We start from the raw sequence: 13722 nt of genomic DNA, 5'->3' as shown, positions 1-13722 counted from the left end.
TGATGCTATCGAACTCCGACATAGAAGCGCTGGAAGACATCCTTTTTGCCGAGCCCTGGGGCGATGAAGCCCTGGATTTCTTCGGTTTCCATGGGGTGGTCTGCGCCAGCGTCGTCGGCCCGGCTGAACTGAGCGCGGAAGAAATCTTCCGCCTCGCCACGGGCACCGATCAGGTGCCCGACACCGGGATTCCCGAGGTGTTCAGGCGCTGCTCGACCCAGCTGGCCAATGACATGGCCCATTCCCTGGACATGGGGCAGTCTCTGGAACTGCCGGAGCCGGAGGATGGCGACCCCATGAACGCACTGGAAAATTGGTGCGCTGGGTTCGTGGACACCTTTCTGGAACACGAAGAAGAATGGCTCGAAGCAGCTAGCGAAGAAGAAGCAGCGGACCTGATGGTGCCTATGCTGACACTCTCAGGACTGTTCGATGACGAGGACTTCCAGAAGGTTCGCAACAGTGAAAAGCTATCCCGGCAGATGGCCGACGCCATCCCGGACTCACTGACGGATCTGTACCTGCTGTTCCACGCGCCGGATTAAGCCGGCGCCGCACCCGGAACAGGTTGTCTGAACGAATGCCAGACCGGCTCAAGCCCGTCTGGCATTTTCATGATGCGGCCAAGCTCACACCAGGGAGCGCCGGGAAAGTGAAAATCACTTCCCTGGGATGCCAGCAATTTTTCTTTCCGACAAAGCTCTGCAAGAAACCCCAGATCACCACTGGATTGACCTGAAGTAGACACTTCAATTGCCTGCCCCCCTGCCCTTCGGAAATCCGCGGTCAGCTCCCTGAGTTTGGTTGCCGTAAGCTGGTATTTTCGGGGATGGGCAAGAACCGCAACGCCACCTGCCTCGGTGATCCAGCGCACGACTTCTGGAAGCTCCGGCCAGAAAGCTTTTACATCACCGGGCTTACCGTTACCCAGATATCGCTTGAATGCCTGGGCAGCATTGCGAACAACGCCAGCCTCTGTCAGAACCTGTGCAAAATGGGGCCGTCCAGGCACGTCGCCACCGGCAGCCTCGGAGGCCTTATCGAGAAGGCCATCAACACCAAGCTTACCCAGGCGGTCCGCGATCATGCGGGCACGAGCCCAGCGATTCTCGTTCTGCTGCTCCAGCGCCTGCCTGAAACCGGCCTGCCCGGGATCAAAATCCAGACCGACGATGTGGATGGTCCGGCTTTTCCAGAGACAGGAAAGCTCAACCCCGGGAATCAGGATGATACCCTGCGCCTGCGCAGCCACCTCGGCTTCGGCAAGGCCAGCGATCGTGTCGTGGTCAGTAAGGGCCAGGTGGGTAACCCCCCGACCGGCAGCGCGCTCGACCAGTGCCGCCGGTGATAGCGCGCCATCGGAAGCCGTGCTGTGGCAATGCAGATCAATGCACAAATGCGGGTCTTGCGGTATAGTCACAAAATATCCTGAATCTTCAGATAACTGGCGGCTTGCCAGGGTTTAACAGTGTACCAGCCAACCCTTGCACGACACGACCGCTGATTGTCTGATCAACTATCCTGTCTTTGAAAACCAGTTCGGAGAGCTGAATGTACTACGCCATTATCAGTGAAGATGTCGAGAACAGTCTGCCGTTGCGCCAGTCCGCGCGTCCGGCTCACATCGACCGACTTCAGGCCCTGAAAGCCGAGGGCCGATTGCTTGTCGCTGGCCCTCATCCGGCGCTGGATACTCCAGAGCCCGGCGATGCCGGCTTTACCGGTAGTCTGGTAATCGCGGAATTTGACTCTCTGGAAGCGGCCCAGGCCTGGGCGGATGCCGACCCTTATGTGGAGGCAGGCGTTTATGACAAGGTTGTGGTAAAGCCCTTCAAAGCCGTCCTCCCGTAAGCGGGCGTTGGGGGCCCATGAGTTTATTGTAATGATGGCACGCTTGCACGGCGGGGCATCTGTGACAAAATTGCGCTTTTAATCAGACTCAGATTTCAACCGCAGAATTTCAGGGAACGTAACCAGTGACGCTTTTTCGTCTAGCAATCAGTGTGTTGTTCGCAGTGTCCTCCATTGCTGTTGCCCAGGCAAAGACTGTCTGGGTTGACGACCAGTTGTACCTGCCAGTGAGGTCAGGCGCAGGTTCCCAGTTCCGCATCATTGAAAACGCGGTTCCCAGTGGCACGCCGCTGGAAGTCATCGAGGCCTCCGATTCCGGATACACCCTCGTTCGCACTCCCAAGGGCACGGAGGGCTGGGTTTCCAGTCAATACCTGAGCGAGACACCCATTGCTGCAGATCGCCTGCGTACGGCCAACCGTCAGTTGGAAGAAACGCGCGCTGAACTCGCCCAGGTAAAAGAGCAGCTGTCTAACGTCGTCACTGAGCGCAACGCGCTGGAAAGCTCCGAAGCCTCGCTTTCTGACCGTTCACAGGAGCTCCAGGAAGAGCTTCAGCGGATCAAGAGTATCGCCGCCGATTCCATCAATCTGGAACGTCGAAATCGCGAGCTGCGGGAAGAGAACCAGAAGATTCGCAACGACCTTGAAGTGCTCACGGCTGAAAACGAACGTCTGGAAGCCAGCAAGGAATACGATTTCATGTTGCTGGGCGCGGGCCTCGTTCTCGGTGGCGTTTTGCTGGCACTGATCATTCCAATGCTCAAACCAACAAGAAAAACCGACAACTGGGCCTGATGCCATGAAGGATTATTCGGAGAAACGCGATTTCCACCGTATGCAGGTGAACTCGGAGATTGAGATCAGCGACAGCCAGGGCAACCGCTTCAAAGGGATCTGCCGTGATCTGAGCGCGACCGGCATGCAACTCTACGTTGAGCAGGCCGTGAACGTTGGCGAGGAACTTCACACGGTTCTTCACTCCAGCAGTGATCAGTTTCCGCCGCTGGAGACTGTCTGCGAAGTCATTCGCTGCGAACCGGAAGGAGACGGGTTCCTCCTTGGAACGAATATCAGCGAAGTCACTCGCTGAACGAAAAACGGCGGCCATTGGCCGCCGTTTTTGTCTCTGCCTCGAAAAGCCTCAAACCAGAGGCTTCTCAGAAACAATGATACCGTTGTTGTCGGCGTAGACGTAGTGTCCGGGATGGAAGGTAACGCCGTGGAAGGTGACCGGCACATTCAGGTCGCCCAGGCCACGCTTTTCACTCTTTCTCGGATGGGTGCCAAGGGCCTGCACACCCAGGGCGGTGTTGCCAATCTCATCCACGTCGCGCACGCAACCATAGATGATCAGGCCCGCCCAGCCGTTGCTCGCAGCCTTCTCCGCGAGCATGTCGCCCAATAGCGCATGGCGCTTTGAAGCGCCACCATCCACGACCATCACGCGACCGTTCCCGGGCTGGCCAACCTGCTCTTTCACCACAGAGTTATCTTCAAAACACTTCACGGTCACAATCTCACCGCCAAATGCCTTGTTGCCACCGTAGTTATTGAAGCCGGGCTCTACAACCAGCACTTCCGGAAATTCGTCACACAGGTCCGGGGTAATTATCGTCGTCACGTTGTCGCTCTCCTTATCCTGGAAATAAACTCAGTCGATTTTTTCGTCGGCCAGGAAGAACCAGGTGTCCAGTACCGAATCGGGGTTCAGTGACACCGTATCAATGCCCTGATCCATCAGCCACTTGGCGAGATCCGGATGATCCGATGGCCCCTGCCCACAGATACCGATGTATTTGCCGGCCTTCTTGCACGCCTGAATGGCGTTGGAAAGCAGCGCCTTGACCGCATCGTTCCGCTCATCGAAGAGGTGCGCGATGATGCCCGAATCCCGGTCCAGACCCAGGGTCAGCTGAGTCAGATCGTTGGAGCCGATGGAGAAGCCGTCAAAGTGCTCCAGGAACTGATCCGCCAGCAGGGCATTGGCCGGCAACTCACACATCATGATGACCCGAAGACCGTTGTCACCACGCTTGAGCCCGTTCTCCGCCAGCAGGTTCACTACCTGTTCCGCTTCACCCACGGTACGCACGAACGGGACCATCACTTCCACATTGGTCAGCCCCATCTCGTTACGCACCTTTTTCAGGGCACGGCATTCCAGCTCGAAGCAGTCCCGGAAGGTATCGGAGATATAGCGCGATGCACCCCGGAAACCGAGCATCGGGTTTTCTTCATCCGGCTCGTACAGAGTGCCGCCGATCAGGTTGGCGTATTCGTTGGATTTGAAGTCCGACAACCGCACGATCACTTTCTTGGGCGCGAACGCCGCTGCCAGGGTAGAGATGCCCTCAACCAGCTTGTCGACATAGAAATCCACCGGCGAGCTGTAACCGGAGATGCGTTTCTCAACGGTCTGCTTGATATCCCGGGGCAGTCCATCAAAGTTCAGCAGTGCCTTGGGATGAACACCGATCATCCGGTTAATAATGAACTCAAGCCGTGCCAAACCAACACCTTCATTCGGCAACGCCTGGAAATCAAAAGCCCGGTCTGGGTTGCCGACGTTCATCATGATCTTGAACGGGATGTTCGGCATGGAGTCCACGGTATTTTCCCGCAGCTCGAAATCCAGGGAGCCCTCGTAGATCATGCCGGTATCGCCCTCGGCGCAGGAGACGGTCACTTCCTGTGCGTCGGTCAGCAACTCCGTGGCATCGCCGCATCCGACCACGGCCGGAATGCCCAGCTCGCGGGCAATAATGGCCGCGTGGCAGGTACGACCACCGCGGTCGGTAACAATGGCGGAAGCCCTTTTCATCACCGGCTCCCAATCCGGGTCGGTCATGTCGGTAACCAACACATCGCCGGCCTGCACCCGGTCCATTTCCTTGATGCTGGTAATGATCTTCACCGGGCCACTGCCGATCTTGTGGCCGATGCTCCGGCCTTCCACCAGCACCTTGCCGGTTTCTTTCAGCAGGTAGCGCTCCATCACATTGGCAGACGCACGGCTTTTCACCGTCTCAGGGCGCGCCTGAACGATGTAGATCTTGCCGTCGTCGCCGTCCTTCGCCCACTCGATGTCCATCGGTCGCTGGTAGTGCTTCTCGATAATCATCGCCTGACGTGCCAGGTCTTCCACCTCGGCGTCAGTGATGCAGAAGCGGTTGCGGTCTTCCTGCTCCACCTTCACTGTTTCAACGAATTCACCTTCACCGGGCTTGGTGTGGTAGACCATCTTGATGGCCTTGCTGCCCAGATTGCGACGCAGGACGGCCGGCCGACTGGCTTCGAGAGTAGGCTTGTGTACGTAGAATTCATCAGGGTTTACAGCACCCTGAACGACGGTCTCACCCAGACCGTAAGAGGCAGTTACAAATACCACGTCACGGAAGCCGGATTCTGTGTCGAGGGTGAACATAACGCCACTGGCCGCCGTCTCACTGCGCACCATTTTCTGGATACCAGCTGAGAGCGCGACCATCTTGTGGTCAAAGCCGTGGTGGACGCGGTAGGAAATAGCGCGGTCATTGAACAGCGACGCAAACACTTCCTTGACCGAGGTGCGCACCTGTTGCAGCCCCACCACGTTCAGGAAGGTTTCCTGCTGGCCTGCAAAGGAGGCATCCGGGAGATCTTCCGCCGTTGCAGAGGAACGTACCGCAACCGCCATGTGTTCGTTGCCATCCTGCAGGGTGGCGAACGATTCCTTCAAGGCGTTCTCCAGGACATCCGGAAATGGCGTTTCAATGATCCATTGACGGATCTGGGCACCAACCCGGGCCAGTTCGTTGACGTCGTTGATGTCCAGAGCATCGAGAGCGTTGTCGATACGCTCTTTCAGTCCGTCAGTAGCGAGGAATTCGCGATAGGCGTGCGCTGTTGTGGCAAAGCCACCTGGAACGGTAACACCTGCGTTGGCGAGATTACTGATCATTTCGCCGAGTGAGGCGTTCTTGCCGCCTACCCGATCGACATCGGACATTCCCAGGTGATCAAACCAGATAATGTAATCTTCCAAAGCATGTCTCCCTTGAGTCTGTGAAGCTAAGAGCAAAATCGGGCCAGCGGTATCAAGCGGTAAAAGCAGACAATATCCACTGCGGAGTCTCGAACTTGGCGTGTATGATACTGTAACCTGCGGAAATTACCTAGGCCACCGAGCCAGGAATCAAGAACCAAGGAACCGGACAATACAGCATGAAACGCACTGCTTTTTTCATTTCTGATGGCACCGGCCTGACAGCCGAGGCTCTCGGGCACAGCCTTCTGGCCCAGTTCGAAAAGATCGAGTTTGAACGGGTTACTGTTCCCTACATTGCGGACGAAGAAAAAGCCCGGGAAATGGTCAAACGGATCAACAAGGCGGCCGAGACAGACGGCGCACGGCCGCTGGTGTTCGACACCATTGTAAACAGCGATATCCGGGAAATCATCGCCACCGCCGAGGGTTTCATGGTGGACATCTTCGGTACGTTTCTCAGCCCCCTGGAACAGGAACTCCAGTCTTCCTCTTCCTATACCGTCGGTAAATCCCATGCCATCAACAATGAAGGCAGCTATGAACGCCGGATCAATGCCGTCAATTTCGCGCTGGATAATGACGATGGCGCACGCACCCGGCATTACGACGAAGCAGACCTGATCCTCGTTGGCGCCTCCCGAAGCGGGAAAACCCCCACCTGTCTCTATCTGGCGCTGCAGTATGGCGTGAAAGCGGCAAACTATCCGATTACCGAAGAAGACCTGGCAGACCAGCAGATCCCGAAAGCCCTGAAACCCTATAAAGAGAAAATTTTCGGGCTGACTATCGAGCCGGAGCGGCTGGCAACCATCCGCAACGAACGCAAGCCAAACTCTCGCTACTCATCCATCAAGCAGTGCATGCACGAGATCGAGGAAATCGAGTTGATGTATCGGCGTGAGCGGATTCCGTACCTGAATACCACCGCCTATTCGGTTGAGGAGATCTCCACCCGAATCATGGTGACAACCGGTCTGAAGCGCCAACGCTAGGGGTACAGACGGCTGGAGGGCGTCATCGGGGCAGAATAAGAAAGGGGCCAGACCAAAAAGAGGCCAGATGAACACTTCATCTGGCCTCTTTTGTTTTGGCTTTACAGTTCCTGAATGTTCAGGCCAAGCTTCTCGGCCCTGGCCCGGTTTTCCGGACTGGTTACCACGGCCGTACTGGCTTTCTCCGGCACCAGCCAGGTTCTGGCCACACGCTTCAGGTCGTCCAGGGTGACGGACAGCACCCGCTCCCGGAACCTGGCACGCTGCTCCGGACTTCGCCCAAACAGCTTGTTGTGAAAAGCATGGCGAGCAGCGCCCGCAGGCGATCTGGGCCTGTCGAGTTGACCAATTACACCAAGAATCGACTCTTCAAGCTCCTGATAGTCGTGGTCATTGTCCTGAAGCCACGCAAGGGCCGCGTCGAAATCGTCCAGCGTTTCCTCCAGGCGCGGATCACGGTAGGAGAAGAACCGGAACGTGCCATTCACGCTGTCCTGCCCGGCGCCGCCACCGTAAGCGCCACCCTTCTCCCGAATGGCTCGGTGCAGATAACCGTTACGCAAGAAACCACCCAGCACGGTCAGTGCCGCCGCATCGGGATGATCCACAGCGACAGTGCTGTAGGCCTTGGAGCAGAAGTTAACCTGGGTAGAAGTCAGCCACGCCTCACGGGTAGTGTAATTGACCGGTTCCATTTTCCAGCCTGCAATGCCCGCTCCAGAGGCATCACGCCAGCAGGATTTCAGATCATCAACCATCGCCGGGAGCTGATCCTCTTCACCAATCACCAGGAACTCCCGACCCTGCTTGCCGATTTTCTCGTGCAATGCAGAAAGCTTGTCACAGAGCGCCGTCAATTCCTCTGGATCCTTCAGGGCCTGATCGAGCTGCTTGGTGCCGCGAATACCGGCAAGACCACCCAGCCGGAAAGAAAGCCAGGCACCCGGACTCATACCCTGTGAAGCCGCGCCCATGGCCAGTGCATGGCCACTGCCGGTTACGGCCTGCTCGCGACGGGCCCGGATCTGCGCAATGATCTCCCGGATTCGCTCTTTCTCATCGAAGCGGGCACTGGTGTAGACATCCCGTAGAAGACGGGTCAACTCACTGCGATTACGGGCCAGAGCCTTGCCGTTGAAGATGATGTAACCGGACAGCGCCTGAACGTCATCAATCCGGCCTTTGGCGCTGAACGCTGCGCCGATACCACCAGACTCCGCAGAGATACGATCCTGCATTTGCAGGTAGTCCAGATCACCACAACCCACTTCGGAAATCAGCGTGGTGTAGTAAGGCACCAGAAGCAGCTCCTCTTCGGTCAGCGCCGGCACCGGGACAACAATCTGCTCGTAAACCAGACCGTTGGTACCACGGGCATAAACGGTTGCCGAAATGTCGCCGTCATAACGCCCTTCCGGCTCTGGCATCTGCAGAGGCACGTCTGACAGATCCACCTTTGGCAGAATGGAGTCATCGTCCTTCTGCATCTGGCGTTCTTCCAGCGCCCTGGCCCGGTCGACAATCATCCGGACCTCGTCATCGGTAAGCTCGGCCTTGCGACGGGCCAGCGCTTCACGGATGGCTTCCTGCCGGCGGGACTCGAGCTTTTCATCCGGCCGCAGGGTCAGGGTGACCCGGTGCGGGTTCTCAAGAAGCTTGCGGCGGATCAGATCCGGCACGTATTGCGGGTCCCGGATTTTCTCCCGGAGCGTTGCCAGGACCGGCTCCAGATCCAGCAATTCAACCGGATCACCGCCGTGCACCATGGGTGCAATGGCACTCATGATCAGCTGCAGGCCGTACGGGAACTGGTCACCAGCAATTTCCCGCTGGTGCAGTTCGAGCTGATGCAGGATGGCTTCCAGACGTTCCTGGCTGACGCCCTCCTCCACGACCTTGAGCAGCGTGGACTCGAGCAGGGCTTCCAGATCCTTGTGCTTGTCCGGCTCGCTGCCTTCGATGCCGCAAACAAAGGTCATTTCACGGTTGGAGTCTTCCAGACCACACATGGGCGAAGGTGCATGACCAAGATCCGTGGTTTCCAGGGCTCGCATCAGTGGTGAGGCACTGTTTTCCAGCAGTACCGCAGAGAGCAGTTGACCCTCCAGGTTCTCCTGCAAATCAAAACTGTGGCCCAGCAACCAGCCCACAACGATGTGAGTCTTGTTGTCGGTCCCCTCGCCTTCGTTGACCGCATAGCCCTGCTCTACCCTGACCGGGGCGAACATGCGCTTCTCGTCGCGAACCGGAAGATCGATGTCCAGCCGGTCGAACCGTTTCAGCGCCAGCTCTTCAAACTTCTCATGATGCTCATGAGCCGGGATATCGCCGTAGGTGGCAAATATCGCGTTGCTGGGGTGATAGTGGTGGCGGTAGAACTGCAGCAGGTCGTCGTAGCTCAGATCCACGATGTGGTCGGGCTCGCCACCGCTGTTGTAGTGATAGGTCGTGGTCGGGAAAAGGTGGCTGCTGAGGTTCTGCCACAGCTGGGACGTGGGCGAACTCATGGCGCCTTTCATCTCGTTGTAGACAACACCCCGATAAACCAGGTCGGTGGACGGATCTTCCGGCTTATCGAACTCAAGGCGATGACCTTCCTGCGCAAAATCCAGCGGATCGAGCTTGGAGAAAAATACACAATCCAGGTAAACCGACAGAAGGTTGTCGAAATCCTTTCGGTTTATGCTGGCGAAGGGATAGGCCGTCCAGTCGCTGCTGGTGAAAGCGTTCATGAACGTGTTCAGTGACCGCCGAATCATCATGAAGAACGGATCACGAACCGGGAAACGCTCGCTGCCACACAATGCCGTGTGTTCCAGAATATGCGCCACCCCGGTGGAATCCATCGGGAAGGTACGCAGGGCAACGAAAAACACGTTTTCGTCGTTGTCGGCTGCCAGATGCAGATGGCGGGCGCCAGTCTTCTTGTGACGATACTCCTCGACCTCGAGATTGAGTGTATCGATCCGGTGACTGCGAAGTTTCTCAAAGGCCGGATGAGTTGCGTTGTCGATCACTGCAGCCATTCAAACTATCCTGTCTTTAAACAATTGGAGAATTGTAGGGTAACACGTAGTATCGCTTATCATGCATCACTCCAGAAGCTATAGGGTACCGCGCCGTACATGACAACACCTGCACCTCAATCAAAGGCCGTTGAGGCCCCGGAAGTAGCCGCCTACTGGGCAGAACGTCGGCGGTACCTCGAGCGGATCCGGAAAGTACCGGAAGTCAGACAGCGCTTCTGGCGGGAAGTTGCCCTTTATCTGCTCCGCCGATTGCTCTGGTCATTCGGATTCTTCCCGATCTTCATCGCCTTCTGGGTGCCACTGGTGATGGCCAGCTTCAACCCGGTTGCGATGGCATCGGATCTGATTCCGGTGTTACAGAATTTCGTCGACTCGAACCCGGAGGTACAGGCAACGACCATTAGCACCCTGGCCATCGCGTGGGCTTCTATCGGGTTTTTCTTTCTCGTCTTCGATTTCGTGCTAACCCCTTTCAAATCGCCTTATCAATACGAAGCCGACGTGTACATGAGATCATGGGAGCAGCTCAACCATGATCAGCTTCCGGATAAAGTGTGATTTGGCCTGCATTCTCGGTAACTCCCCGTCACTTTCTGTTACATAGCGTTGCACTCACTGGGTAAGATGAACCGGTAGACAGAATTCCAAGAATGCAGGATCAAGAGGTTCCGTCATGGTCGATTTCAGACCGCTTCTGTTCGTCAATGCCCTGGCGCTCATGCTGCTGGTAACCGCCGGGTTTGCCTCGGTTCGGGATGACCTTCAGATAACAGAAGCCTTCGAACCACCCTCGACGGATCAAGCTGTTGCCTCTATTACTACCGAGCCCGAGCCGGCCCCAGAGCCTGTTCCGGAGGCATCCGCCAGAACCAAACAGGCTGCCCGGGAGTCGCGCCCACCCGTGGTGGAAGCCACTCCGTTTACCGTGCCATCCATGCCGGAGAACCCGGAGGTTCTGGCGGTAGCTGAACCGCCATCGGTATTGGCAACGAGAACAGACACCGCCCCGGCAAATCCGCAACAACCGGAAAAACAGCAGGAACCCCAGCCACCGACGCAGGCGCTGCTGGTACTACGCTCAAACGTTGTCGGCGATCAGGTCACCATCAACGGCAAGGAATATGGCGCGACCCGCCTGGATCTTGAGCTGGACCCGGGCCGCTACGAGGTCACCATCACCAAGCCAGGTTTCAAACCCTGGAACCGCTCCATTGCCCTGAAAGCCGGCAATGAGGTGACTCTGGTGGGCGAACTGGAGGCTCTGACCACGGTGAATTTCCGTGACGGGATCTGGATCGGTGGCGTGAAGACCGGTGATGGCACCTACCAGGACAACGATGGACTGCGCTACGAGGGGCATTTCGTGGATGGTGAATTCCACGGCCAGGGCACCGCGTGGTATCCCGACGGTGGCCGTTACGAGGGAGGCTGGTCTGCAGGCAACCGCGAGGGCGACGGTGAATGGCGCAGTGCCGACGGCTCGCGCTATTCCGGCGAATTCCGGGACAACCAGTTTAACGGCAAAGGCACGCTTACACTGGCAAACGGCGACATACTGACCGGCCACTGGAAGGACGGACAGCTTAATGGCCACGGTTCCCTGACCACCGCGGATGGCATGCTCTACGTCGGCGGCTTCCGGAACGACGAATTTCATGGCACCGGCACACTCACCTACCCCGACGGTCGCCATTACGAAGGCGAATTTTCCAACGGCGCCTTCCATGGCACCGGGGCAGAGGTCTTCGCCAGCGGCAAGAAATACGAGGGCGAATACATTGAAGGAAAGTTCCACGGTAAGGGCTTGCTGAAGAATCCCAACGGCAGCTCGATCGAAGCGACATTCCGTCATGGCGAGCCCTACGGACAGGTACGCCTGACCACAGCGGCAGGGGAAATTTTCACTGCCCGAACCACTGAACCCGGTGTCTGTTATCGGGACAAGAGCTACCGGGCCACAGAGTGCCCGAAACTGGAAGGCTGGTAATCATAACGGCCCGATAACAAACGCGTTTGCAGTAAACGATTGAGGTAGTGACATGGCGATCAAGAACGCTCTGCTGGTAGATGACTCCAAGGTGGCCCGATTTGCCCTGAGCAAACTGCTGGAAAGTCGCGATATGGAAGTCAATATGGCTGGCTCGGCCGAGGAGGCCCTCGATTTCCTGAACAGCCAGGGGCGTCCGGATGTCATCTTCATGGACCATCTAATGCCGGGGATGAATGGCGTAGAGGCGACCAAAGCCATCAAGGGCAACCCGGAGACCGCCGGCATCCCCATCATCATGTGCACATCCAAAAAATCGTCATCATTCATGGAGGAGGCCAGGAACTTCGGTGTTTACAACATCCTCACTAAACCGCCGCAAACGGAGGGCCTCAAAGAGGTTTTGGACCAGCTGGCCAGTGACGTCACAGGCGGAAACTTGCCGGAGCCACCGCTGCAATCTGAGCCGGCTGCCGCGGAAGAGGACGAACTGCTGAACGTACCTGCAGATGCGTCGGTGGAACTGTCGCCCAAGACGGGCGATTCAGCCAGCCGGAGCAACCCGCAAGCCAATGTGGTGCCCTTGACCAGCGAGTTGATTGAGCAGATCGCCCGTTCCGCAGTCAAAACTCACATCAACAACCGCCTCCACGAACTGCTCAGTTCCCTCTTTGACGAGCAGTTCGATCACCTGAAGCGGGCTCTGGATGAATCCCGAAGCAAACAGGACGCGGTGATTGAGGAACGCCTGAACGCCGTCACCGAAATGGTCGACGAACGGACCAAAAATCTGCGGGACGAAGTTGCCGCGGAGGTCAACCTGAACCTTGGCAGCGAACTTGCCGTGCTCAAGAAGGAGCTGAAAAAGAATTCCGGCTTCACGAGCGAGCATATGGCCGAGCTGAAAGATCACATCACGAGTGTGCAGACGATTGATACCGAGTTCTGGCAAACCCTTCAGTCCGAGGCTATTCAGCAAGCCCACGAGATCTCGAGGGAAACCGCTGAAGACATAGCCCAGCGCACAATCGACCTTTTTGTTGCGCAGCAGCGCTCGGCATCGTCCCGGGTCTACACCATTGGTCTTGCCATAAGTCTCGGCATCTTCAGCGTCGGGATTGCCTGGCTGTCTGGCCTGTTCGGTTGAGCAGGGTCCTGATCCTGTGCCAGTCTGCCGGGGTGTCCACATCATCGTGGATCCCCGGAATATCTACCCGGGTTGCACGCACCTCTGCGAGCAGTCGCCCGGCGCCCCTATCCCCCTCCAGATCCAACACCAGCGGCCAGAGCCATCTGGGTAAATAGGCGGGCACACCCGGCCGGCCACCGTAATCTGCAGCGATGGGCTGTTCCGGTACACAGCGGGCCGCCTTGCCAAAGGCCTCGAGGGCGTTCAGATCCAGTAACGGCTGGTCCGCCACCAGAACAAATACGCCCTTTACCGCTGGCCCCAGGCTGCGAAGTCCCGCTGACAGAGATGCCGAGATGCCCTCCTGCCAATCCGGCGCCCGCAACCAGGAAGAAGGTTGCCTCCGACAACGAAAGCGTATGAGCGGGTACCAGGCCCCACACACCACTCGAACTTCCGGGCTGAGGATTCGGCCTTGGGCAATGGCGGCGTCCAACAATGTGCGGTTACGGCAGTCCGTGTCTGTCCCGTCACCAGAAGCCAGCGGCAGGAGGGCTTTCGGCCGACCGAGGCGGCTCGAGGCACCGGCCGCCAGTATCAGTACCGGAAATTGCTGATCAATGTGCGAGTCGAGGTTTAAAATGATGAGTCCGATAGCAAAAAGAAATGAAGCAGTGGCCAACCGCCAGACTGCTGTATTCGGTG

Annotated in this window: 13 protein-coding genes; 8 read left to right on the top strand and 5 right to left on the bottom strand. The window is 57.4% G+C overall.

The annotated features are described in order from the left end of the window. Positions 1 to 2: 2 nt before the first annotated feature. On the top strand, positions 3 to 545 hold the full coding sequence (locus MDHKLMBL_RS02430) for a YecA/YgfB family protein (RefSeq protein WP_008174953.1): 543 nt from the start codon (positions 3 to 5) through the stop codon (positions 543 to 545). Here the strand turns inward: MDHKLMBL_RS02430 and MDHKLMBL_RS02425 are convergent. Next, entirely contained in the window at positions 542 to 1420 is an 879-nt protein-coding gene (locus MDHKLMBL_RS02425; RefSeq protein ID WP_104270031.1) for a PHP domain-containing protein, read from the bottom strand. The two genes, MDHKLMBL_RS02430 and MDHKLMBL_RS02425, sit on opposite strands and share 4 nt — an antisense overlap. A 131-nt stretch (positions 1421 to 1551) precedes the next feature. Between MDHKLMBL_RS02425 and MDHKLMBL_RS02420 the strand changes: the two genes are divergently transcribed. The 3 genes from MDHKLMBL_RS02420 (at position 1552) to MDHKLMBL_RS02410 (ending at position 2943) form a co-directional block, all read left to right on the top strand. Continuing rightward, a complete protein-coding gene (locus MDHKLMBL_RS02420) occupies positions 1552 to 1851 on the top strand; it encodes a YciI family protein (RefSeq protein WP_008174948.1) in 300 nt (99 codons plus the stop codon). Between the two features lie 125 nt (positions 1852 to 1976). Continuing rightward, positions 1977 to 2648, top strand: coding sequence for a TIGR04211 family SH3 domain-containing protein (locus MDHKLMBL_RS02415; protein ID WP_039882073.1), 672 nt, complete (start codon positions 1977 to 1979; stop codon positions 2646 to 2648). 4 nt (positions 2649 to 2652) lie between these two features. Then, positions 2653 to 2943, top strand: a complete 291-nt coding sequence (locus tag MDHKLMBL_RS02410; protein WP_008174945.1) for a PilZ domain-containing protein — start codon at positions 2653 to 2655, stop codon at positions 2941 to 2943. A gap of 51 nt (positions 2944 to 2994) precedes the next feature. Here the strand turns inward: MDHKLMBL_RS02410 and rraA are convergent, their stop codons facing one another. After that, entirely contained in the window at positions 2995 to 3474 is a 480-nt protein-coding gene (gene rraA, locus MDHKLMBL_RS02405; protein ID WP_008174943.1) for a ribonuclease E activity regulator RraA, read from the bottom strand. Positions 3475 to 3504: 30 nt separating this feature from the next. After that, positions 3505 to 5841 carry a phosphoenolpyruvate synthase gene (gene ppsA / locus MDHKLMBL_RS02400; RefSeq protein ID WP_410796000.1) on the bottom strand — a complete coding sequence of 779 codons (2337 nt, stop codon included), beginning with the start codon at positions 5839 to 5841 and terminating at the stop codon, positions 3505 to 3507. Positions 5842 to 6056: 215 nt separating this feature from the next. On the opposite strand from ppsA, the gene ppsR reads away from it, so the two are divergent. Continuing rightward, positions 6057 to 6872, top strand: coding sequence for a posphoenolpyruvate synthetase regulatory kinase/phosphorylase PpsR (ppsR, locus tag MDHKLMBL_RS02395; RefSeq protein WP_008174940.1), 816 nt, complete (start codon positions 6057 to 6059; stop codon positions 6870 to 6872). A gap of 101 nt (positions 6873 to 6973) precedes the next feature. Here ppsR and MDHKLMBL_RS02390 read toward each other — a convergent pair whose 3' ends face one another. Then, positions 6974 to 9898 (bottom strand): insulinase family protein, encoded by a 2925-nt coding sequence (locus MDHKLMBL_RS02390; RefSeq protein WP_008175025.1) that lies wholly within the window; start codon positions 9896 to 9898, stop codon positions 6974 to 6976. 99 nt (positions 9899 to 9997) lie between these two features. Here MDHKLMBL_RS02390 and MDHKLMBL_RS02385 point away from each other — a divergent pair, with 99 nt between their 5' ends. The 3 genes from MDHKLMBL_RS02385 (at position 9998) to MDHKLMBL_RS02375 (ending at position 13035) form a co-directional block, all read left to right on the top strand. After that, positions 9998 to 10459 (top strand): hypothetical protein, encoded by a 462-nt coding sequence (locus tag MDHKLMBL_RS02385; protein WP_008175027.1) that lies wholly within the window; start codon positions 9998 to 10000, stop codon positions 10457 to 10459. 115 nt (positions 10460 to 10574) lie between these two features. After that, entirely contained in the window at positions 10575 to 11888 is a 1314-nt protein-coding gene (locus MDHKLMBL_RS02380; protein ID WP_008175029.1) for an MORN repeat-containing protein, read from the top strand. A 52-nt stretch (positions 11889 to 11940) separates the two neighbouring features. Then, positions 11941 to 13035, top strand: a complete 1095-nt coding sequence (locus MDHKLMBL_RS02375) for a response regulator (protein ID WP_008175032.1) — start codon at positions 11941 to 11943, stop codon at positions 13033 to 13035. On the opposite strand, the gene MDHKLMBL_RS02370 is transcribed toward MDHKLMBL_RS02375, so the two are convergent. Further along, a complete protein-coding gene (locus MDHKLMBL_RS02370) occupies positions 12995 to 13699 on the bottom strand; it encodes a nucleotidyltransferase family protein (protein WP_008175034.1) in 705 nt (234 codons plus the stop codon). The two genes, MDHKLMBL_RS02375 and MDHKLMBL_RS02370, sit on opposite strands and share 41 nt — an antisense overlap. Positions 13700 to 13722: the final 23 nt, after the last annotated feature.

The sequence above is a fragment of the Marinobacter flavimaris genome, from assembly GCF_002933295.1.
Taxonomy (GTDB): Bacteria; Pseudomonadota; Gammaproteobacteria; order Pseudomonadales; family Oleiphilaceae; genus Marinobacter; species Marinobacter flavimaris.
The sequence above is the reverse complement of the archived record's forward strand: the minus strand, read 5'-3'. Positions and strand labels throughout refer to the sequence as shown.

What these genes read in the sequence shown, in the direction of transcription:
- MDHKLMBL_RS02430 (WP_008174953.1), top strand. Translation starts at nt 3, where the DNA reads ATGCTATCGAACTCCGACATAGAAGCGCTGGAAGACATCCTTTTTGCC.
- MDHKLMBL_RS02420 (WP_008174948.1), top strand. Translation starts at nt 1,552, where the DNA reads ATGTACTACGCCATTATCAGTGAAGATGTCGAGAACAGTCTGCCGTTG.
- MDHKLMBL_RS02410 (WP_008174945.1), top strand. Translation starts at nt 2,653, where the DNA reads ATGAAGGATTATTCGGAGAAACGCGATTTCCACCGTATGCAGGTGAAC.
- ppsA (WP_410796000.1), bottom strand. Translation starts at nt 5,841, where the DNA reads ATGTCCGATGTCGATCGGGTAGGCGGCAAGAACGCCTCACTCGGCGAA.
- ppsR (WP_008174940.1), top strand. Translation starts at nt 6,057, where the DNA reads ATGAAACGCACTGCTTTTTTCATTTCTGATGGCACCGGCCTGACAGCC.
- MDHKLMBL_RS02390 (WP_008175025.1), bottom strand. Translation starts at nt 9,898, where the DNA reads ATGGCTGCAGTGATCGACAACGCAACTCATCCGGCCTTTGAGAAACTT.
- MDHKLMBL_RS02385 (WP_008175027.1), top strand. Translation starts at nt 9,998, where the DNA reads ATGACAACACCTGCACCTCAATCAAAGGCCGTTGAGGCCCCGGAAGTA.
- MDHKLMBL_RS02380 (WP_008175029.1), top strand. Translation starts at nt 10,575, where the DNA reads ATGGTCGATTTCAGACCGCTTCTGTTCGTCAATGCCCTGGCGCTCATG.
- MDHKLMBL_RS02375 (WP_008175032.1), top strand. Translation starts at nt 11,941, where the DNA reads ATGGCGATCAAGAACGCTCTGCTGGTAGATGACTCCAAGGTGGCCCGA.